The organism is Alistipes sp. (assembly GCF_020026455.1).
Taxonomy (GTDB): domain Bacteria; phylum Bacteroidota; class Bacteroidia; order Bacteroidales; family Rikenellaceae; genus Alistipes.
In genome coordinates, this window is the sequence record NZ_JAHHQJ010000012.1 from 13,657 (window position 1) to 34,541 (window position 20,885).

Annotated in this window: 12 protein-coding genes; 2 read left to right on the forward strand and 10 right to left on the reverse strand. The window is 59.1% G+C overall.

The genetic code is table 11. From position 1 onward, the window contains the following. Nucleotides 1-69 precede the first annotated feature (69 nt). The 6 genes from QZ460_RS07710 to QZ460_RS07735 form a co-directional block, all read right to left on the reverse strand. A complete protein-coding gene (locus QZ460_RS07710) occupies nt 70-1,842 on the reverse strand; it encodes a DUF4855 domain-containing protein (RefSeq protein ID WP_290540998.1) in 1,773 nt (590 codons plus the stop codon). Nucleotides 1,843-1,846: 4 nt separating this feature from the next. After that, on the reverse strand, nt 1,847-3,079 hold the full coding sequence (locus QZ460_RS07715; protein WP_290540999.1) for a DUF4855 domain-containing protein: 1,233 nt from the start codon (nt 3,077-3,079) through the stop codon (nt 1,847-1,849). Between the two features lie 4 nt (nt 3,080-3,083). Then, complete coding sequence (locus QZ460_RS07720) at nt 3,084-4,589, reverse strand: DUF4855 domain-containing protein (RefSeq protein WP_290541000.1); 1,506 nt, start codon at nt 4,587-4,589, stop codon at nt 3,084-3,086. A gap of 188 nt (nt 4,590-4,777) precedes the next feature. Then, nucleotides 4,778-6,169 (reverse strand): DUF1735 domain-containing protein, encoded by a 1,392-nt coding sequence (locus QZ460_RS07725; RefSeq protein ID WP_290541001.1) that lies wholly within the window; start codon nt 6,167-6,169, stop codon nt 4,778-4,780. 15 nt (nt 6,170-6,184) lie between these two features. Beyond that, entirely contained in the window at nt 6,185-8,119 is a 1,935-nt protein-coding gene (locus QZ460_RS07730) for a RagB/SusD family nutrient uptake outer membrane protein (RefSeq protein WP_290541002.1), read from the reverse strand. A gap of 19 nt (nt 8,120-8,138) precedes the next feature. Beyond that, complete coding sequence (locus QZ460_RS07735; protein ID WP_290541003.1) at nt 8,139-11,285, reverse strand: TonB-dependent receptor; 3,147 nt, start codon at nt 11,283-11,285, stop codon at nt 8,139-8,141. A 666-nt stretch (nt 11,286-11,951) separates the two neighbouring features. Between QZ460_RS07735 and QZ460_RS07740 the strand changes: the two genes are divergently transcribed. Then, nucleotides 11,952-13,988 carry a DUF6259 domain-containing protein gene (locus tag QZ460_RS07740; RefSeq protein ID WP_290541004.1) on the forward strand — a complete coding sequence of 679 codons (2,037 nt, stop codon included), beginning with the start codon at nt 11,952-11,954 and terminating at the stop codon, nt 13,986-13,988. Nucleotides 13,989-14,195: 207 nt separating this feature from the next. Here QZ460_RS07740 and QZ460_RS07745 read toward each other — a convergent pair whose 3' ends face one another. Then, nucleotides 14,196-16,235, reverse strand: coding sequence for a cytochrome c biogenesis protein CcdA (locus QZ460_RS07745; RefSeq protein WP_290541005.1), 2,040 nt, complete (start codon nt 16,233-16,235; stop codon nt 14,196-14,198). Between the two features lie 68 nt (nt 16,236-16,303). Between QZ460_RS07745 and QZ460_RS07750 the strand changes: the two genes are divergently transcribed. After that, a complete protein-coding gene (locus tag QZ460_RS07750) occupies nt 16,304-17,203 on the forward strand; it encodes a glycosyltransferase family 2 protein (RefSeq protein WP_290541006.1) in 900 nt (299 codons plus the stop codon). 126 nt (nt 17,204-17,329) lie between these two features. Here QZ460_RS07750 and QZ460_RS07755 read toward each other — a convergent pair whose 3' ends face one another. The 3 genes from QZ460_RS07755 to QZ460_RS07765 form a co-directional block, all read right to left on the reverse strand. Beyond that, nucleotides 17,330-18,331 (reverse strand): adenosine kinase, encoded by a 1,002-nt coding sequence (locus QZ460_RS07755; protein WP_290541007.1) that lies wholly within the window; start codon nt 18,329-18,331, stop codon nt 17,330-17,332. Nucleotides 18,332-18,397: 66 nt separating this feature from the next. Then, nucleotides 18,398-19,378, reverse strand: a complete 981-nt coding sequence (pfkA, locus tag QZ460_RS07760; RefSeq protein WP_290541008.1) for a 6-phosphofructokinase — start codon at nt 19,376-19,378, stop codon at nt 18,398-18,400. A gap of 141 nt (nt 19,379-19,519) precedes the next feature. Next, complete coding sequence (locus QZ460_RS07765; RefSeq protein WP_290541009.1) at nt 19,520-20,872, reverse strand: PspC domain-containing protein; 1,353 nt, start codon at nt 20,870-20,872, stop codon at nt 19,520-19,522. Between the last annotated feature and the right edge of the window lie 13 nt (nt 20,873-20,885).

Sequence of the window (20,885 nt, forward strand, 5' to 3'; positions counted from 1 at the left end):
ACGGGAAAGCGATATATCCGCTCTGAATCGGATATATCGCTTGTTTGGTGTTCGGGCCGGGGCCGACCGTTATTTGGTCAGCTCCAGGAAGAGGTCGGGATGATCCGTCGTTATGAAGTCGATCTGTTGGCGGATGGCCCAAATCATGTCTACCGGATGGTTGACGGTCCAGACGTTGGAAATCATCTTGTGCCGTTTCATATCCTGCAGCCATTGGGGATTCCGGAGGTAGACCCCGTGGTTGTAGTCGCCGCCGGCAGCACCCAGAGCCTTGAGTTCTTCGGGCGATATGTCGTTGCCCAGATAGAGTACGGGTGTTTTGGGCGATAGGCGGATCAGCTCCAGCATGGCGTGGCGCGAGAAGGTGATGTAGGTGGTGCGCCTGGTGAGTTTGCGCGCGTCGACCTCCTTGACTGCGGCCGCGGCGGCCCTGGCATCGGCTTCGGGCGTGGCGTGGGGCTTCAGCTCGAGGATCAACTCCACCTTGGTGCCGAGAGCCGCATCCAGATACTGGGCAAGGGTCGGGAGCGGCTCGCCGTTCTCGAGTTTGAGTTGGGTCAGCGTGGTTGACGGGGTCTGCGTTACGACATGGCCCTGGATTTTGCCGTCGTGATTCAGCACAGGCACATTGTCCGAGGCCATCCATACGTCGAATTCAACGCCATAGACCCCCAGCTTGTCGGCCTTCACCAGCGAGGCGATCGAGTTCTGGGCCGAACCCTCCGTGTGCCAGAATCCGCGGTGGGCGATGACCCGCGTCCTGTTTTTCATTGGGAGACCGTATTTTTTGTAGTGGCGCATCTGGATCAGACGGGCCAGACGGTCCATCACGGCCTTGTCCTTGGGCTCCTTCGAGTCGTTGAGCGTCAGCACGCCGCGGTTGCCGCAGTAGTAGGCGACGGCCGACGAGTTGAAGACGTCGTTCTTCTCGAAGTGGTTGATGTAGGCGACCATGCGCTCGTGCGAGCTTTTCGGGTGGGCGACGGTGGCCTTTTCGTCGAATTCGAACTCCATGGCCATGCTGTGGCGGCGGGCTTCGGCGCAGGCGGCGTCGAGACGGCTGTCGGGAATCGAGTGGTTGAAGAAGTGGTTGGGCTGCTGGTAGGCGATGTCGAAGCCCAGACGTTTCCAGTCCTGATGCCCTACGGCACCCCAGTAGGGGATCCAGTAGAAAAGCTTGTTGATCGAATGGATGTACTCGCTCAGCGGAATCGTCAGATCGGCGCAGTGTTTGGTGTGCTCGGCGACCCAGTAGAAGCCCGAAAGCTCGATGTGCCGGTACTTAGCGGCCTTGAAGCGGCGGGTCAATTCGTCGATGTACCACTTGGTGGCGGTAATCTGGTCCTCCCGCTCGGAGAAGTCCATCGTCCTGCCGTCCAGCTCGCCCCAGTCTTTCTGGCCGCGGATGGCTTCGGGAAGACCCAGTACCACCTGGTGCTTGAAGGCCGGCTTGCCGAGATTCCGGATCTCTTGGGCGATGCACTGGTCCAGAGCCGCGAGGGACTTGTCCTCTTCGAAGATGCGGTCGATGAGCCACGCCCACTCTTCTTTGCGGGCGTTGTTTTTCTCGTAGCCGACCGTGTAGTGGCGTCCCGAGCCGTTCTTGAATTCCAGGAAGAGGAATCCGTCGAAGAGCCAGTCGCGCGATCCGTCTGCAAACTGGTGCACGACGTGGGGCCGGAACTGGTCGACCGTCCAGTCCAGACGGTGTGATCCGCCCTGATAAATCAGCACCAGATCCTGAATGCCTGTCGTGTTATACTCTTGGGCCACGGCCGGCGATCGGAAGAAGGCGCATGCGGCAAGGAGCATTCCGCATGCAAGAAGGTTGTGTTTTTTCATCTCTTTATTCGGTTTGTTGCTGTTTGTTGCGTAACGGGTTGTCGATGACGAAGCGGCAGAAGCGGTGGTAGAGCTCGCGATCCTTGGGGTGGGTTGAGTGGGCCAGTTTGTAGAGCCCGCTGTTGCCCTGGTAGTAGCTCAGGGGCCGGGTGCCGTAGATGCCGTGTTCTACGGCGCCCTCCATGTATTCGATGAAGCGCTGGCGGTAGATCTCGCAGCGCCCGGCCCCTTCGAGCAGGCTCTCCTCGAATTCGAACTCCATGCCTAGATCCTGACTGAGGATATCCTCGAAGTATCGGGATAAGGGGCGGATGCCCTTGTCGTCCCAATAGTAGTTGGGCTGCATGTAGGCATAGTCCACGCCCAGTTCTTCCCATTTGGTGTAGCCGGCGGCCCGGTTATAGGGGATCCAGCAGAAACTGCTGTTGATCGAGTGCAGGTATTGGGCTACGGCGGGAACGGTCTCCTCCGAGCGCTTGAGCTCGTGGCACCATCCGTCGCCGGGGGTCACGATCTCCTCGGAGATCAGGTAGAAGCCGGCCAACTCCACGTGGCGGAAGTTGCCCTGGTCGAAGCGGTGGCGGACCTGGTCGATGTACCACTTGCAGGCGGCCAGCCGGTCCTCGCCTTTGGAGAAGTCGAGTGTGCGGCCGTCGAGAGTTCCCCAATAGGTGGTCGATTCGGTGGTGATGTCGTAGCGGTAGTAGATGATGGGGTCGGGCATCATGAGGATCACCTTGCGCTTCCCGATCGGCTTGCCCATCCGTTTGGAAGCCTCCCCGACGGCATCTTCCAGCGCATCGACGCAGTTTCCTTTCCGGAAGTAGTAGTCGATCAGTTCCTGCCATTGCTCCTTGCCGGCCGAAACACCCGTGCCGCGCAGAACGCCGGTCATGAAGGAGTAGGCCCCCTTGTCGGGACGGTTCACATCCTGGGATTCGAGAAAGAGAAAACTGTCGAAAAGCCACTCCTCCTTGCCGTCGGGATTTACATAGCTGACATAGGGGATCAGCCGCTCTTTCTCCCACAGAAAGGGATTGCGGTGGTGGCTGCCGCCGTAGCAGAGCACCATGTCGGTGTAGGAGGGGCGTTCCTTGCGGTTCTTCTCCCAACGGTACATTGCGGGTTCTCCCTTGGGAGGCTTGTTTTGTCGTTTGTCGGCAGCCTGTCCGGGGAGGATTCCCGCCGTCAGCCCCGCAAACAGGAGGCAGCCTGCCAGTAGGTTGAGGTTTCTCATGGTTTTAGTTTTTACGCATGGGGTTGTTGATGACAAATTGGCAGAATTCATGGTATAGAGCCTGCTCTTCGGGCGATTGTGACCGCGACAGGTCGTAGAAGGCGTTGGTGCCCTGGTAGTAGCTCAACGGGCGGGATCCGTAGATGCCCTGCTTTCTGGCTTCTGAGAGGTATTGGCGGAACCGTTTGCGGTAGGCTTCGCAGTCGGCTTTGCCGTTGAAGACGTTTTCGTCCAATTCGAATTCCATGTTCAGACCATGCTGCCGGATGTCGGCGAAGAAACGCTCCAGGGACAACTCCGGTTTCCAGAAGTAGTTGGGCTGCATGTAGGCATAGTCCACGCCCATCTCTTTCCATTTGGTGTAGCCGGCAGCCCGGTTGTAGGGGATCCAGCTGAGCGATTCGTTGAGCGAATGGAGGTATGCGGCCACATGGGGGATCACCTTGTCGGTCTGCTTCAGCTCGTAGTCCCAACCCTCGTCCGGAGTGGCGATCTCCTCGCTGAGGATGTAGAACCCCGCCAATTCGATGTTGCGGAACTTGCCCTGGTCGAAGCGGCGGCGCACTTCGTTGATATACCATTTGCAGGCGGCGACGCGGTGTTCGCTATTGCTGAAATCCTGTGTCCGGCCCTCCAGCTCGCCCCAGTAGACGGTCGATGCCGGATCGCCGCTTCCGTTGCCCTTCTTGTCGAAGACCCGGTGGAGAATCGGGTCGGGCAGCGTCATCACGACCTTGCGCTTCGAGGGAGGAGTCCCCAGCCGTTGCGCCGCCTCGGCGATGGCCTGATCCAGTGCCTCGAATCCGCTGCTGCCCTGAAACCAGTAGTCGATCAGCTCCTGCCACTGCCGCTTGCCGGCCGAGAAGCCGTTCTCCCGCAGCAGTCCTGTCATGTAGGCATAGTTCCGATTGTCGCTGCCGGGCGTGTCCTGAAATTCGATGAAGAGAAAGGCGTCGAAGAGCCACTGTTCCTTGCCGTCGGGGTCGGTGTAGCTGACCATCGGTGCGAAGCGCTCCTTGTCCCACCGGAAGGGGATGCGGTGGTGGCTGCCGCCGTAGCAGAGGACCAGATCCGTAAAGGTCGGCAGTCCGTCGCGCTCCGACTCCCAGGGATACATCGAGGATGCCGGCTCTCCCGTCGTGAACTGGATGTGCTGCAATGTGCTGCAGCGTCCCGCCTGATCGCATGCCACGGCAAAGAGCGTGTAGAAGGTTTCGGCTTCGAGCCCCTCGATGACCAGCTCGGGGTCGGCAGGCAGCATTTCGCCGTGCTCCATGACGCTTTGGACACTTTCGGAGGAGAGCACCCCGGTGGTCTTGCAGATGTAGCGGATCTGCGTGGCACGGCGGCTTGTCGCCTGTAGGGTCACCGATCGGGCGTCGATCCTCTTGAGCTGCAGGTGCAGGGAGGGGTGTCCCGAGTCGTTGTCGGAACCCGCCTCTGTGCAGCCTCCCGACGCAAAGAGCACAAGAAGTGCAGACAGCAGGTATCGGTGGATGGATCGTATCATGCTTGTTGTTCGTTTGGGGTTTTACCGGACTCTTTTCTTGTCGGGTATCCGCCGTGTTTCCTGGCGGCCGGAGGTGCGGCGTGTCGGTTGCACATGGCGGTGATGCTTGTGCGGACGGCGTGTCGAATGAATCCCGTTGTGAGAAGAAGTGGCTGGTCACAACGGGATTAATCATTCGATACGGCTTGTCAGAAGCCCACACCCTGGACATCGGCCAGCTTGCCGCGTCCGTTGAGGTAGTCCTTCGAGTCGATGGGGTTTTCGGGCTTTATGATGCTGAACTTGAGGTAGCGGCCGGCAATGTATTTCTGTACCGGATATGCGTAGGGAGCCGGTTGTGCGGCCCATGCGTAGTCGCGCATGCCGCTGGCAACCAGATTCCACTTCGTGTCGGCACCTTTGTACTCCTCGGCCGTGTAGATCTTGTAATCGCGCAGGTTGCCCTGATGGGTGGTGTAGTCGCTGATGTAGAACTTGGTGAAGACCTGCGTCTTGCCCATGTCCACGACAAAGTCCATCGGGAACTTGATCGGTCCGTTGTCCCACGACGAGATCCAGCAGTGGTTGTCGTCGAATTCGCCGTCGAAGAGCTTGTCCGAGGTGTATTTCTTTGCCCATGCGGGCGCGTTGGGGTCCTCGGCGAAGCAGTTCTTCTGCCCCTCCAGCACCGTCCACGGGCCCTTGAGCACCTTGTCCATCGTGATGGTGATGTACATGATGTTCTTTTCGATGGTCACCCCTTCGAGCGAGGAGCCTGTGATGCGGATCGGAATCAGATATGCACCCTGCGTCTGGAGCGTGTTGCCCGAGAAGAGGGCAGCGGAGTTGATCTTGCCTGAGAATTTGGTCGACAGATTGCCGGCGGGGAGCTGCGACTCCCTGGCATCGAGTGTGGCAAATCCTTCGGGTGCGGCCGTGAACGACGTCGCGTGGGCCTTGTTGTAGGCTTCGATCAGTTTGTTGTCGATCTCGTAGCTGACGGTTACATCCATGTCGGCCAATGCGCTGTTGATGGCGATGCTGCCTTCGAACGGAGCGGACGAGCGGTCGGCCGAGGGATAGAAGGCTGCCGTCTCCTTCTCCATGTTCAGCGTTGCACGCTTGAGGTTGATGAGCATCACGTCGCGGTTCTCATCCACTTTCAGGGCATTGTTGGCCGCGCTGAGCTGCAGTGGGATGACGTAGTCCTTCGTTGCGTCGAGTTTGATCACTTCCGCAGTCTTCCAGGTGATCTCGACGAATTTGCGGACGGCTCCTTCCGGGAATCCGACCTGAGGTTTGGCAATCGTGTAGCACTCCTCGGGGAGCTGTACGAATTGGGTCTGGTGCGCCTTGTTGTACTCCTCCATGGCTGCGGGGGATACTTCGACACAGGCTTTGGCTTCTTGCAACCCCTTGCCGTTCTTCAGAACGGCCAGAGCGTAGTGCTCGTTGTAGACCGATACATCGGCATATTGCGTCGCATTGACGAACGAAAGCGTATCGTCTACCATGAAGTTGTTGCGCTCGTCCTCGCAGCCGGCCAGGGTTGTTGCGGCAATCAGACCGGCAAGCAACGCTTTATACATATTGATTTTCATAGGTTCGAGCCTGTTTTAATGTCCGTAATTTTGGGTTATGTTGGTCATTTCAGCCATCTGGAGCGAGCTGATGGGGAAGAGGTAGTCCTTGTCGCGGAAGACGTTGGGCGATCCGATGAAATCCTTGTTGGTGCGGTTATAGGACTCTTCGTAGGTCGTGGCGCTGAGGTTCAGCGTCCAGTTGTCGCCCGGATATTCGTCTTTGGCAACCATCCAGCGGCAGGCGTCGTAGTGGCGCTGCGCCTCGAAGGCGAATTCCACCATGCGCTCTTTCTGGATACACCAGCGGAGCAGCTCCTTGTTGCCTTTGATTTCGGGATAGGCCACTTCGATATTATTCAGCCCTGCGCGGTTGCGCACTTCGTTCAGCGCCATCAGAGCGGCCGCTTCGTCGCGTTGCGGCTTCTCGTTGCAGGCTTCGGCGTAGTTGAGGTAGATTTCGGCCATGCGGAAGGCGGGGAAGACGTAGCGGATGGCCTTGTACTCCTCCTGGCTCTCCAGACGCGTGTCAGCCTTGTAGAGGCGGCGCCATGCGTATCCCGAGCGGATGCAGCTCTGCGCGGCGTCCCATTTCGAGGTGCACTCTTTGTTGTTGTAGCAGGTGAATTTCTTGCTCCACGACTTGTAGGGCCACCAGAATCCGTTGGGCACGACCGAGACGTAGAAGCGGGGATCGCGGCCGACGCAGCTGTTGTGGGCCTTGAAGGGGGCGGCCCAGTCTGCATCGACGGGTTGTTTGTAGTTGTCGGTGAAGCCGGAGGCCTTGTAGCCCGACAATGCGTCCACGTCGGGCGTCGAGAGGTTGTTCTGGCCTTTGTAGCCTTTGACCGGGTAGCGGCCGCTCTCCCACATGGGGTAGCTGTCGATCAGCTTGAGCGAGGGGGCGATACCGCCGAATCCGTAGAGGAATCCGAAGTTGGGCGGGAGCCCCGGGCCGAGTTGTCCGCCGACGGTGCCCATGTAGGCATAGGCGTTGGAGGTGCGGAACCACCAGCCCCAGATCGTCTCTTCGTTCCAGGGTTCGAACATCACCTTCTGGTACGAAGCGGCTGCATCCTTGAATTTGTCTCCCGTTGAGGAGCTCTTGCAGAGTCTGTATTTGTTCATGTCGATCACCTCTTTGGCGGCGTCGGCGGCGAACTGCCACTTGTTCTCGTCCTTGCTCTGCGGGAAGAGGAATTCGCCGCGGATGTTCTGCATCTTGCCGATGTAGAGGTCGCAGCCGTTGTAGAGCGGCGAGGCGGCATAGAGCAGCACGCGCGAGCGGAGAGCCAGGGCGGCACCTTTGGTGACGCGGCCCATCCAGCGGTCTTCCGACTCACCCACGTCCTTGATGTCCGCGGGGAGGACTTCGGCGGCTTTCTTCAGCTCCTCGCTGATGAACTGGATGTTCTGATCGACGGTGTGGCGGTCGATGGTCGAAGCCTTGATGTTCTCGTCGGCGACCTGGTCGCCCCAGATGAAGACGGGGCCATACTGGCGGAAGAGACAGAAATAGTAGTAGGCACGCAGGAAACGGGCCTCGGCCTTCATGCAGGCGATTGTCTTCTCGTTGTCCTCCTTGTTCTTGTCTACGTTGGCCATGAAGATCGAGCACTGGTTGATGGCGACATAGAACTCGGGCCAGTAGTTGAAGTACTGTGCATCCACCGGCGTGGCACTGCTGTAATTCCCCGTTTTGTAGAGCAGGTAGTAGACCCACTGGTAGAACGAATATTGGCCTTCGTCCGAACGCGGTACGACCCAGCCGTGGCTGCCGACGATCTCCTCTTCCATAGGGATGTAGGAGTAGAGGTGCGAAAGGTATTTCTTGGTTGTCTTGCTCTCGCTGAAGATTTCGTCGATGTTCGCCTGGTCGTCGAGCTCAACATCGAAATAGGAGTCGCAGGAGCTCAGCGTGAAGGACGCCATCAGGATCGCCGCAGCTAATATGTTCCTTATTGATTTCATGTTGTTTTCGGTATTTTGTTTAGAAATTGACGTTCACACCGAGCGTTACGGTGCGTACCGTAGGATAGACGTTGCCAAAGCTGGCGTCGACCTCGGGATCCCATAGTTCGAAATCGCTGAACGTAAGCAGGTTGACTCCCTGTACGTAGAACCGGATGGTCGATAGTCCCCATTTTTTGGTCAGGCTTCTGGGGAGCGTGTATCCGATCTCGGCATTCTTCAGGCGCAGGAAGCTCATGTCGTGCTGCCAGTAGGTCGAGGGCTGCTGGTTGTTCTCCACCTTGTTGAGCGACAGACGCGGATAGGGGGCATGCGGATTCTGATTCTCCAGCGTCCAGCGCTTCTCGGCGATGTCGGCATAGATCTGCCCCATGCGCATGATGTTCGACGATGCCCCGAAGAGACACTGTCCGCTGATCAGGCGGGTTACATGGCCAACCCCGGCGAAGAAGGCCGAGAGGTCGAAGCCCTTCCATCCGAGGCTGAAGCCGAATCCGTAATTGATTTCCGGGACGGTGGTGTAGCCGATGGCCACTTTGTCATACGTGTTCACCAGACCGTCGCCGTTGATGTCGCGGTATTTGATATCGCCCGGGCGTACGTTGCCGAAGTCCTGCTTGGGCCAGTTGGCGATATCCTCCTCCGATTCGAATAGCCCCTCAGCTATCAGACCGAACTGCTGGTTGAAGGCGAAGCCGGCCTGATTCTGGTATTTCCAGATCTGATCGGGTTTGTCGTCGTAGAGTTTCTTGTTGCGGTTGTAGGTGAAGTTGCCGCGCAACGACAGGTAGAGATCCTTGTTGAAGTGGTGGTCGAATTCCAGCGACACGTCGAAACCCTGATTCTTCATGCGGCCCAGGTTGACGTATTGTGCGACCTTGGTGCCTACGATCGACGGGGTCGATTCGCGCTGGATGAAGATGCCTTCGCGCTCCTCGTAGAAGTAGTCGGCCTGGATCTTCAGTTTGTGGAACAGCCCCAGCTCGATACCCGCGTCGGCTTTGGTGGCCTCTTCCCACGATACGTTGGGATTGCCGTAATCACCCGTGGTGATGCCGTTGTTGGGGTGGCCGCCCGTGTCCGAGGGATCGTTCCAGTTTTTTCCGAAGTTGAACCCTGGGGCGTAGGTGTTCATCGTGGTGTTGTAGGCAAAACGGCGGTTGCCGCCGATCTGGTCGTTGCCGATCTTGCCGTAGGAGGCGCGTATCTTCAGGATGTTGATCTTGTCGCGCAGCGGCTCCCAGAACTTTTCGTTGCTGATCATGTAACCGACGGCATATGCGGGGAAGAATCCATAGCGTTTGCCCGGGGCGAAGTTCTCCGAGCCGTTGTATCCGAAGTTGAATTCGGCGAAATACTTGTCGCGGAATGCATAGGTGAAACGTCCGGCAATACCCATGTTGCGGTAGGGGTAGGCGAGGATGTAGTTGCCGGGGACGTTGTTGCTCCTGCTGCGGAGGCTGTAAAGGAACATGGCCCCTACGCGGTGGTTGTCGGCGAAGATGCGCTCGTAGTTGACCGAAGCCTCGAAGTTGATGGTGGTCCAGCCGGCATTGGAGCGGTTCAAGGTCATGTAGTTGGTACCTTCGTTGACGGCCTGGTAGTTGATCTTGCCGTTTTCGTCGCGGTCCAGCGCGGCGTAGGTCGAGCGGACGAGGTTGCGATTCAGCACGGTGCTGTTGTCGGCGTCCCACGAGAATTTCACGTTGGCCTTCAGGCCCGGGGTGATGATGTCGGAGAAGTCCTGGGTCAGCGACATGAGCGACTGGGCCACGATTCTGTTCGTGCGGTTGTACCCCGTATGGTTCAGCATGTTGTAGGGGTTGTAGCTGCCGCTTTCGGGCGGGCTGGCCAGCGTGCCGTCGGAGTAGACGGTCGGCGTGGCGATCGGGGTTACGTAGAGCGTGTAGTTGTAGAGGTCGTTGAGGCTTGTGCCGGGCGTATTCTTCATGGTATACTGTGTGGAGATCGAGAGGCCTAGCTCGGTCGATTTGGTGATGTTGATGTCGACGTTGGAGCGGAAGTTGAACTTGTTGAAGTTCATCTGGGCGTCGTAGCGGCTGTTGTCGGCCATGTTGAATATGCCGCCCTCGGTGTAGTACGATCCGCCGATGTAGTAGCGGACGGATTTGCCGCCGCCCGTGGCGCTGACGTTGATGCGCCCGGTCATGGCCAGGTCCTTGAAGATGGTCTTGGTCCAGTCGACCGAAGGATAGAAGTCGGGATCGCTGCCGTTGAGATACTTTTCGCGGGCCTCGGGCGAGATGGGCGACTCGGCGCCGGCATCACGATAGAGTTCGTCGAAGTAGTCGAGCCACTGGCGGGTGTTGGCCATTTCGGGGATCTTGACCGGCTGGGTCATGCCGAATTCGGCCTTGACATTGATCTTGGGGGTCGATTCGGCGCCTCGTTTGGTGGTGATCAGGACAATGCCGTTGGCTCCGCGCACGCCATACACGGCCGTTGCCGTCGCATCCTTGAGGATCGAGAAGGTGGCGATATCGTCGACATCGACCAGGTCCATTTCGCGCTCGATGCCGTCGACCAGTACCAGCGGCCTGTTGTTGGCGCCGAAGGTGTTGACGCCGCGGATCCAGAAGTCGGCACCGGCACCCGGCTCGCCCGTACGCTGCATTACGACCATACCGGCCAGTTTACCGGCCAGTCCCGAGGAGAGCTGTCCCGTGGACATCTTCAGCTCTTTGGTGTCGATGGTGTTGATGGCTCCGATGATGCTCTCCTTGCGCTGCTTGCCGTAGGCTACGACCGTTACGGCCTCCAGTTCCGAGGTCTTGCGGGCCAGTTCGACGACCATGCCGGTCTTGGTTCCGACCGGGACGGACTGGGTTTCATAACCCAGGTAGGAGATTTCGATCACATCGGTCGGGGCGACCTCGATCGTGAAACTGCCGTCGTTGCCGGTGATGACGCCTCGGGTGCTGCCCTTGACGACCACGGTTGCGCCCGGGATTCCGGCCTTGGTCTCATCGAGGACGCGTCCCGTCAACTGGAACGCTCCTTTTGGCTCCTGAATCGCGGAGACCGACCCGGAATCGTTGGCGGAGTATTCGATTTCGGGATTTGCACGCAACTCCGTAACAGCTATAAGCCCCATGATCCATACGAATGACCGGAGCATTACTTGAAAGAGTTTTTGTTTCGTCATTGTAGTTTTGCTTCATTTAGATTAGGTGGTAGTGGGTATGAATAGCCCTTGGTCGGGGCCCGGTTTTTTCATACGCGTTGGGTTTTTCGCTTGGGATTCCGGGCCGCATCGGTGCAAGGGGCCGGATCGGACGGATTCAGGGGGTTGAGGTCGATTTTTTCATAAGCCATCTTTTAGGAGTAAATGTGCATTTTTAGGTTGTGATCCCGGTCCTGGACCTCCTCGGATGCCCTTTTGTCGGCTTTCGGGATGAAACCATTCCCTATATCGGTGATAAATGTAGTAATAAAATTATTATTAATGCTATTTTTCGTAATTATTTTTACGATTATTCTCTTTCGAATCTTTGTGGCTGATGCTTTCGGCTTGAAGTTATTACTCCCGAATGGGGCTGAGTCGGGTCTTGATTCCCCTTTTAGTGAAATGATTGGGGTGAATCGCCTGTTGTGGTGCGGCTGCCGGTCGGCAAAGATTTTATTTGAATATTTTGGAGTAGATTGGATTTTTTTGTTAAAAATATATATTCATAAAGAATTAATATGTAAAATATTTTTGTTACTTTTATCCTCGCCTCCGCCCGTTGCCCGCAAGGATCCGGTGGCGGAGCGGCTTCCCTGGGTTGTTGCATGGCGGTCGGATCGTATGATAAACTTACAGCAATGGATTATGATTGAGAGACTAACTGTTTTCGTGGCCCTTTTTCTACTGCCTGCCGGAGTGTTCGCGGCGGAAAAGACGGTTGTAACGTCGGCCGACGGGCTGTATACGCTTTCGAATGCTGCGGTTGAGGCGGTATTCAGCGGTAAGGACTTCTTCGATATCCGCAAATTGGTCTTGGGGGGCAAGTCGGTCGTGCATGAAGGGATGAACAGGACCCCCTGGATCCTTATATATAAAGGAGTGCAGGGCGAGAACCCCGAACTCAAGCCCGAGCATGCCGTCTACAAGGGGGTGCAGGTGCGCGAGGAGCCCGGGGCCAAGACACTGGTGTTTACCTGGGAGCTGACGCTCGATTACTCTTCGGCGAAGTATCCCGTGCGCATGTCCGTCACCCTGCCCGATGAGGGCGAGTTGTTGGCGTGGGATCTGGAAGCCGATCTGCCCGAAAAATGGCTGGTTACCGATCTGAAGTTTCCTCGCCTGGTGGTCGGGCGTCCCGCCGGGGCACGGGTCATCACCACCGAGGGATGGGGTGTCGAGCGCAAGCTGGAGATCGGGACCTTCCAGGCGCGCTATCCGTCGCACGCCTCCTCCATGCAGTTTATCCTGGTGCACAATCCCGAGGGAGCCTTCTACTACGGTACGGAGGACCGCCGCGGTTGCGGCAAGACCTACTCAGCCGAATGTTCGCCTTCGACGGTGACCTTCAGCAATGCCATTCCCGCGTCGGCCGGATGGATCAGTCGGGGTACGTTCCGTCTGCCGTGGCGTTCGCTTACGGGCTTCAACCCCAGGGGGTGGGAGGATGCCGTGGTGAGATGGTATCGCCCGTTTACCTTCACGACCGAGTGGGGCTCCAAGCCGCTGGCTGTGCGCGCCATTCCGCAGTGGTGCTATGATGCCGATGCGTGGGTGCGGGCCCGGCATGTTACCGATGCGACACTCGATGCCGTGCTGCGTGCCGCCGAATTTTTCGGCCCGGGGCTGGGCGTGCACTGGTACTTTTGGCACAACCATCCCTACGACACGCATTATCCCGACTACCTGCCTGCCCAAAGCCGGTTTGCGGAGATGGTGCATCAGACACAGCAGGCCGGGGCACGGGTTACGCCCTATATCAACGGCCGCCTGTGGGATCCTGCGGCCGGGAGCTATCGCCGGGACCGGGGTTTCGAGGCTTCGTGCCGCAAGCCCGACGGTTCGCTTTATACCGAGATCTATCCTACCTCCAGGGTGCTCAATACGGTGACCTGTCCTTCGACCGACATCTGGCATCGGAAGATCATCGGACTGATCGACAGCCTGCAACAGGGCATTGGTGTCGACGGTATTTACATCGATCAGATTGCTGCCGCCGCGCCCGAACCCTGCTGGAATCCCCGACACGGCCATCCGCTGGGCGGAGGCGATTTCTGGTATGACGGTTACCGCCGTCTGATCGGGAAGATCCGTGCCGGCCACCTGTCGGAGGGGCGGATCCTGACCAGCGAGGAGAATGCAGAGTGTTATATCGACCTGTTCGACATGTTGCTGGTGGTCAATACGCCCCATGAAGCGGAGCGGTGTGTGATCCGGCCGGTTTTCCCGATGGTCTACTCCGACCGGGCCGTAATGAGTGCCTTCACCTATACGCCGACCCGGGTCGAAAAGATGGGGGCGGGGGATTTCCGCTATGAACTGGCCAAGGCGTTGTTGTGGGGGGCCCAGATCGGATGGGTCGATCCCGTTCTACTGATGGACAAGAGGGTGGAGCGCGAGGCCCGTTTCATGAGAAATCTCATGCAGTTCCGCCGCGGGGTGCACGATGTGGTCTACGGAGGGCTTTTCCTCCGGGAGCTGACGCCTTCGGGCGACAATCCCGAGGTGGAGATTCCGGGTTTCGGCCGGGATACGCGGGTGCTGGCGGCCGAGTGGCGCAAGCCCGACGGTTCGCGGGTCTACCTGGTGGTCAATATGGACGATGTCCGGCATCGGGTTTCGTTGCCCGGGGTGGAGCAGCCTTTTGATGTTGCGGCGGCATCGTGCAGGCGCATTGACTTGTAGGAGAGAGCCGTGTGGGCTGTTCGGATCCTGCAGGGATTCCGATTCCGAATCCCGGGCTTGGAGGCCCGGCCGTAGGTGGGATACCCGCATGACGATTGCCCCGGAAGCCGGCCGGCAATCCTTGTCCGGAATGCGGAAAAAGCCTGCGCCCCTTTCGGGTGCAGGCTTTTTCCGGGTCGGGAATCCCTGTCGCTGTTTGGTGAATCCCTATTTCTGTTTGTCGAAGGCTTCGACTCCGCGGCGGAGGAAGTCGACGAATCCCTGTACGTCGAGGTCGTAGCCGCGGGGCGGAACCAGTTCCTTCCCGTCGCGCCCCTGCAATACGTAGTAGGGCTGGGCGTTGACTCCGAAGGTCTTCAACGCGTAGTAGGAGTTGATCTTGCCAAGGCTCTTGAGCACCTTGCCCGTATCGGTGGTCACCCATTCACTTTCGGGGAGCACCTTCTTGTCGTCGGAGTAGAGCGCTACGATCACGTAGTCGTTGCGCAGGATGTCGAGCACCTGCGGATCGGACCATACACGGGCCTCCATTTCGCGGCAGTTGACGCATCCGTGGCCGGTGAAGTCGATGAAGAGCGGTTTGCCGACCTTGGCGGCGTATGCCTCGGCCTCTTCCAGGTCGAAGAATCCTTCGAGGTTATGCGGCAGGTGGAGGAAGTCGCTGTGCTTGGGTTTCCGGCCGTCGGCGGTCAGCAGCATGCGCGCATCGTCGCCCGCCGGGACTGTTCCGGATCCTTCCTTCCCGAGTACGAAGTCCTGCGTGTGCAGGGGAGGCAGGTAGCCCGAAAGGCCTTTGAGCGGGGCGCCCCACATGCCGGGGACGAGGTAGACGACGAACGAGAACGTCACGATGGCCATCGCCAGGCGTCCTACGCCGAGGTAGGGCATGTCGCTGTCGTGGGCAAACTTGATTTTGCCCAGCAGGTAGAGGCCCAGCAGCGAGAAGGTCACGATCCACACGGCGAGGTAGATCTCCCGGTCGAGTATTCCCCAGTGGTAGGTCTGGTCGGCGACCGAGAGGAACTTCATGCCCAGCGCCACTTCGATGAATCCCAGCACGACCTTCACTGAATTGAGCCATCCGCCGCTTTTGGGCAGCTTCTTGAGCATTGAGGGGAAGAAGGCGAAGAGGGTGAACGGCAGCGCGAAGGCGATGGAGAAGGCCAGCATCGTCACGATGGGGCTCCAGAACTCCCCGGCGGTGGATTTGATCAGCACCGAGCCGACGATGGGTCCGGTGCACGAGAACGACACCAAAACGAGGGTCAGAGCCATGAAGAAGATGCCGGCAAAGCCTTTGGAGTCGGCCTTCGAGTCGGTTTTATTGACCATCCACGAGGGCATCGTGATCTCGAACGCTCCGAAGAACGATGCGGCGAAGACCATGAAGACCAGGAAGAAGAGGATGTTCGGGAGCCAGTGCGTGGCCAGCCAGTTGAAGATGTCGGCCGTCACGGCATCGCCGCCCACGATGCGGGTGATCAGGATGATCGCCGCGATGGGCAGGGTGTAGAGGGCCACGATGAAGAATCCGTACATGCCGGCGCGGATGCGGCCCAGTGCGGGGCTTCCGGAGCCTTTCATGAAGAACGAGACCGTCATCGGGACCATCGGGAAGACGCAGGGGGTCAGCAGGGCGGCGAAGCCCCACAGAATAGCCTCGATGATCAGCCCCCAGAGCGAGCCGCCCGCGGCCTGCTTCTGTGCGGGGACGATTTCGGCCGCAGGGACGGTTTCCGGGGCTGCGGCACCCGCCTTGTCCGGAGTTTCCGCCGACTGTACGGCGGGTGTCGCACCTGCAGGCAGGGTGATCGTCAGTTCCGTGTCGTCGGGCGGCAGACAGCTCGTATCGTTGCAGATCATCCATGCGAGTTCCGCCCGGACGGTGGCCTGCGGAGCCGTGAGTTTCACATTCTGGGCGAACTGCGCCTTTTGGGCGAAGGTTCCGATCTCCATTTCGAACGTTTTGTCGTAGTGGCGTTCGGGGCGGGTCAACTGCTCGACGTCTCCTTCGAGTTGGGCGCCTTCGCCCGGAGTGAAGGTGATTGTCGTGGCATTGGGGCCGTCTTCATAGGGGCCCATGTCGTACATGTGCCAGGGAGCCGGGATGGAGGCTTCCAGTACGATCCGGTAGTTCTGGCCGTCGAGGTGCTGCACCGAGCTTTTCCAACTGACGCTCTGCGCCGAGACGGTCGTGGCGATTATTGCCGCAAGAGCCGGCAGGAGGCTACGAATCAGTTTGTACATAGTCGTATCGCGTTTTATATTTCGGACAAATATACAGTTTTTTACGGATAAATTGCTACATTCGCACGATGATTCGAATCTCGCTCGTTATTCCCACGCACAACCGTGCCGCACAACTCGTTGCGGCGCTCGAATCCGTCGTGTGTCAGGACCTTCCGCACGACGAGTGGGAGTGCGTGGTGGTGAACAACAATTCGACGGACGACACCGAAGCGCGTTTCGCCGCCTTTGCCGCGGCGCATCCCGACTGCAGCCTGCGCCTCGTCGCGGAGCAGGGTCCGGGGGTGTCGTATGCCCGCAACCGCGGATTGCGGGAGGCACAGGCGCCGCTGGTGGCCTTCATCGACGACGACGAACGGGTCAACGCGGGATTTCTGCGCGCTTATCTCGACCTCTTCGAATCCCGCCCCGGGGCCGTTGTGGCCGGGGGACGCATCGTCGCCGAATACCCCGCGGGGCGTCCGGCGTGGATGTCGAAATATGTCGAAATGCCGATTGCCAATCCGATGGATTTCGGAGAGCGGGTGCGCCCGTTTCCGGCGGGACGCGTTCCGGGGGGCGGGAATATGGCCTTCCGGCGTGCGGGACTGGATGGTTACGGCGGTTTCGACCCGACGCTGGGGCGGGTGAACGGCGAGTTGATCGGCGGCGAGGAGAACGACTTTTTCGAACGGCTCCTGCTCGGCGGCGAGACGATCTGGTACGTGCCGGGGGCGGTGATGTGGCACATCATTCCGCCGTCGAAGCTCACCGGGGCCTATTTCCGGCGGCTGAGTTACAACGTCGGGGTGAGCCAGCGGCTGCGGGCCGAAATCCACCGCCGGCTGCCGAAGACCTTCGTGCTGGAGATTGCCAAATGGGTGGCGACACTCCTGTTGTGCTGTACGATGCCGCCCCGCAAATCGCGGTGGTTGCTGTGCATGCGTCTGGAAATCAGCCGGGGGCTCTTCTCGAAGATCAAGCGTTGAACCCGCAGCGGGTCGGAATTGCGGATGCGGCGGGCGTCCGTGGGGCGAGGACCGGCAGCGCATGCTTCGAATGCGGGACCGATATTTTACAAACAAGGGGCTGGACGATCGTCCAACCCCTTGTTCCTAAAACAGATATTTCTCGTTTTTGACTTTGTTCACCAACTGGTGGATCTCGTCCCAGGCCTCCTCGCCGAAGGTTGTGCCGACGACTTCGATCACCTTGCCGGCCGTGATGGCGCCGATCGTGCCGCACTGGCGCAGCGAAAGCCCGTCGCAAAGTCCCGCCAGGAATCCGGCCGCATAGAAGTCGCCCGCTCCCGTGGTATCCACGCGCTTGGCCGCGGCCATGATGCCCACGTGAACGACCTCTTCGCCCTGCTTGATCAGCGCGCCCTTCGTGCCGATCTTCACGACGGCGAGTCCGCACATCTGCGAAATGGCCTGAAGGGCATTCAGCGGCTCGGCCTCGCAGGTGAAGGTCTTGGCCTCGTCCTCATTGGCGAAGACGATGTCGACATGCTCGCGCACCAGGTTGCGCAGGAATTCGAGGTTTTCGGCCACGATGTTGAAGCTGGCCAGGTCGATGGCCACCTTCAGCCCGCACTCCTTGGCCGTGCGGGCAGCCTTGAGAATCAGGTCGTGGTTCTGCACCAGGTAGCCTTCGACGTAGAGGCAGTCGTAGCCCTCGAAAATCGAAGGTTCGATCTCTTCGGACGCGAGTTCGAGCGCCGCGCCGAGGTGGGTGACCATCGTGCGCTCGCCGTCGGCGGAGATCAGCGACACGCATTTGCCCGAACGCTCCCGGCCCCGGAAGATGATCGGAGTGATGCCGAGGTTGTCCAGCGCCTGGATGAAGAAGTCGCCCGTGGTGTCGGGGCCTACCTTGCCGATGAAGCCGACGCTGCAGCCCAGCTGCGCCATGGCGCGGATGGTGTTGCCGGCCGATCCTCCGAGCGAGAGGGAATAGGGGAGTCCGGCCACCGATTTCGAAATTTCGGTCTGGAGCCGGGTGTCCACGAGACTCATGGAGCCTTTGGCTAATTTGAACCTTCCCAGCACGGAGTCGGTTTTCAGGTTGACCAGCATGTCGGTCAGGGCATTGCCGATGCCAAGTACGTGTTTCATTCGCTTATGTTCGGGTTTTTGTTGATTTCGGTTGTTTGGCGCCGTTCGGCGGCAGGGTGGAACTGTTTAGATCGACAGGATTTTCACCAGCTCCAGGGCTCCGCGGTCGATGCCTTTGTCGTGTTTGATGGCCTTGGCGAAGGGCACGTAGACGATCTTGCCGTTCATCGTGCCGATCATCACGTTGCGCTGTCCGTCGAGGATCGCCTCGATGGCCGCTTCGCCCATGCGCGAGGCGAGGATGCGGTCCACGGCCGTCGGCGAGCCGCCGCGCTGGATGTGGCCTAGGATCGTCACCCGTGCGTCGTACTGCGGGAACTCCTTCTTCACACGTTCGGCCAGAGCCGTGGCGCCGCCCGTCTTGGGATTCTCCGCGACGATCACGATCGCCGAGTTCTTGCTCTTGCGGAATCCGTGGTTGATCAGTTCCGCCAGCTGGTCGACTTCGGTTTCCATCTCGGGGATGATTGCCGCCTCGGAACCCGTCGCGATGGCGCTGTTGAGTGCCAGGTAACCCGCCGTGTGGCCCATTACCTCGACGAAAAAGAGACGTTCGTGGCTCGAGGCCGTGTCGCGCAGTTTGTCGACCGACTCCATGATCGTATTCAGCGCCGTGTCGTAGCCGATCGTCGAGTCCGTGCCCCCGAGGTCGTTGTCGATCGTTCCGGGAAGGCCCACGATCGGAACGTTGTATTCATCGGCGAAAATTCCCGCGCCGGTCAGCGATCCGTCGCCGCCGATCACCACCAGTGCGTCAATACCCGCGGCCACCATGTTGTCGTAGGCCGTTTTGCGGCCTTCGGCGGTTTTGAACTCCTCGCTGCGGGCGGTTTTCAGGATCGTGCCGCCCAGCTGGATGATGTTGCTCACGCTCTGCGATTTGAATTCAACGATCTCGTTTAACACCAGACCCTTGAATCCGCGCATGATTCCTTTTACGGTAAATCCGTTGTAGATGGCGCTGCGTGTTACCGCGCGGATTGCGGCATTCATGCCCGGCGCGTCGCCGCCCGATGTCAGAATGCCTATGCTCTTGATTCCGCTCATACTCTCATTTGTTAAAAACTAAACCGTCCAAAGGTACGAAAATAGTTTAAAAAATTCAAGAATACGGGCGGCCCAAAAATGGATGCCGCCCGTATTTCGGGGAACTTTTTTTATTTTGCCGCAGCCGGTTTCCGGATTTGCCTACCGGGATTGGGCGGCACTGCCGCGGGGCGTTTCTCGGCTTTCGCTGTCGTCGGCCTCCTGTTCGGACGTCTCCGCCGGGGCCTCGTCGTCGCTCTCGGAGGCTTTGATCGAGACCTTGCGGCCGTTGGCGTTGACCTGAAGTGCGCCCTGGTTCTTGTCGACGGTGATGTTGAGGGATTTCGAGGGCATGGAGATGTGCAGTGTCTTCTGCCCCTCCTCGATCACGCTTTCGCCGTCGTAATCTTCCAGCAGGCGCTCGAGGGTGGTGGTGTCGCCGTCGATGATGATTTTGCTTTGGAACACCTGTTCGATCTTCCGGTGTTTTGCCTGGAACTTGGCGCCGGCGTTCTCACGGATGGCCATGATCGACACGGCGCAGATCGAGGCCAGCCACAGCAGGAAGATCGCCATCACGGTCTTGCTGCCGGGTTTGCGCGAGGCAATCAGGCACATCAGTACGTAGATCAGCAGGATGACGAGGATGAGTGCGGTAAGGATGGCCAGACTTACGGTCCAGATCGACAGCGTGTTGCCGAAGACGGCAGGCGTGAAGAATCCCTCCCCGCCGACGATCAGGGCGAAGAGGCCGATGATCAGGCCGCAGGCCGCCATGATGAGACCGAAGACGATGAATCCGGTGATGATTTTCAGCAGGATCAGCACCATCTTGCCGAAGACCGATACTACTTCGGCGATGATCGGTTTGGCCATGGCGTCGGGTTCGGTACAGGCTGTGGCCGAGGCAGCGGTGACCTGACCGATGGACTGCGCGGTGATCTTCTCGCCGTTCATTTCGAGTTTCTGGCGCGCTGAACGGGCTGCCGGCACGGCGAACCACATGATGAAATAGCAGATCATGAAGATGCCGAACAGGTTGCCGAACATCGGGGAGAACCAGTGCAGGAAGGGAATCCACCCGAAGCCGACGAACAGCAGGGGCAGAAACAGCCCGAGGCGCACCCATACGGGGTCGATGTCGAAATATTTGCCGATTCCGGCGCAGACGCCGCCCAGTTTGGCGTTTTCCGTGTCGCGGTAGAGCCGGCGGGGGATGCGCGGCGTGTCGCAGTGCAGGTCGTGGTCGACGCTCTCCCGGGAGATGTCCTCGGCCGTGCCCATCTGTCGGATGATGTTCTGGATCAGCGGTTTCTCCACGACGCGGGTGTTGTCCTGCGTCGAGAGGATCAGTTCCGCGATGCGGGCTTCGATGTCGGCGACGATCTCCGCGCCGTCGGCCGTGTCCTTATAGGTTGTCGTGAGGCTTTCGAGGTAGGTTTCGAGGGCCTGGTAAGCGTCGGCGTCCATCGTGAACGCCACGCCCGAGATGCTGCATTTTTTAACCTCTTTCATGCTTGTCGCGTCA

What these genes read in the sequence shown, in the direction of transcription:
- QZ460_RS07710 (WP_290540998.1), bottom strand. Translation starts at nt 1,842, where the DNA reads ATGAAAAAACACAACCTTCTTGCATGCGGAATGCTCCTTGCCGCATGC.
- QZ460_RS07715 (WP_290540999.1), bottom strand. Translation starts at nt 3,079, where the DNA reads ATGAGAAACCTCAACCTACTGGCAGGCTGCCTCCTGTTTGCGGGGCTG.
- QZ460_RS07720 (WP_290541000.1), bottom strand. Translation starts at nt 4,589, where the DNA reads ATGATACGATCCATCCACCGATACCTGCTGTCTGCACTTCTTGTGCTC.
- QZ460_RS07725 (WP_290541001.1), bottom strand. Translation starts at nt 6,169, where the DNA reads ATGAAAATCAATATGTATAAAGCGTTGCTTGCCGGTCTGATTGCCGCA.
- QZ460_RS07730 (WP_290541002.1), bottom strand. Translation starts at nt 8,119, where the DNA reads ATGAAATCAATAAGGAACATATTAGCTGCGGCGATCCTGATGGCGTCC.
- QZ460_RS07735 (WP_290541003.1), bottom strand. Translation starts at nt 11,285, where the DNA reads ATGACGAAACAAAAACTCTTTCAAGTAATGCTCCGGTCATTCGTATGG.
- QZ460_RS07740 (WP_290541004.1), top strand. Translation starts at nt 11,952, where the DNA reads ATGATTGAGAGACTAACTGTTTTCGTGGCCCTTTTTCTACTGCCTGCC.
- QZ460_RS07745 (WP_290541005.1), bottom strand. Translation starts at nt 16,235, where the DNA reads ATGTACAAACTGATTCGTAGCCTCCTGCCGGCTCTTGCGGCAATAATC.
- QZ460_RS07750 (WP_290541006.1), top strand. Translation starts at nt 16,304, where the DNA reads ATGATTCGAATCTCGCTCGTTATTCCCACGCACAACCGTGCCGCACAA.
- QZ460_RS07755 (WP_290541007.1), bottom strand. Translation starts at nt 18,331, where the DNA reads ATGAAACACGTACTTGGCATCGGCAATGCCCTGACCGACATGCTGGTC.
- pfkA (WP_290541008.1), bottom strand. Translation starts at nt 19,378, where the DNA reads ATGAGCGGAATCAAGAGCATAGGCATTCTGACATCGGGCGGCGACGCG.
- QZ460_RS07765 (WP_290541009.1), bottom strand. Translation starts at nt 20,872, where the DNA reads ATGAAAGAGGTTAAAAAATGCAGCATCTCGGGCGTGGCGTTCACGATG.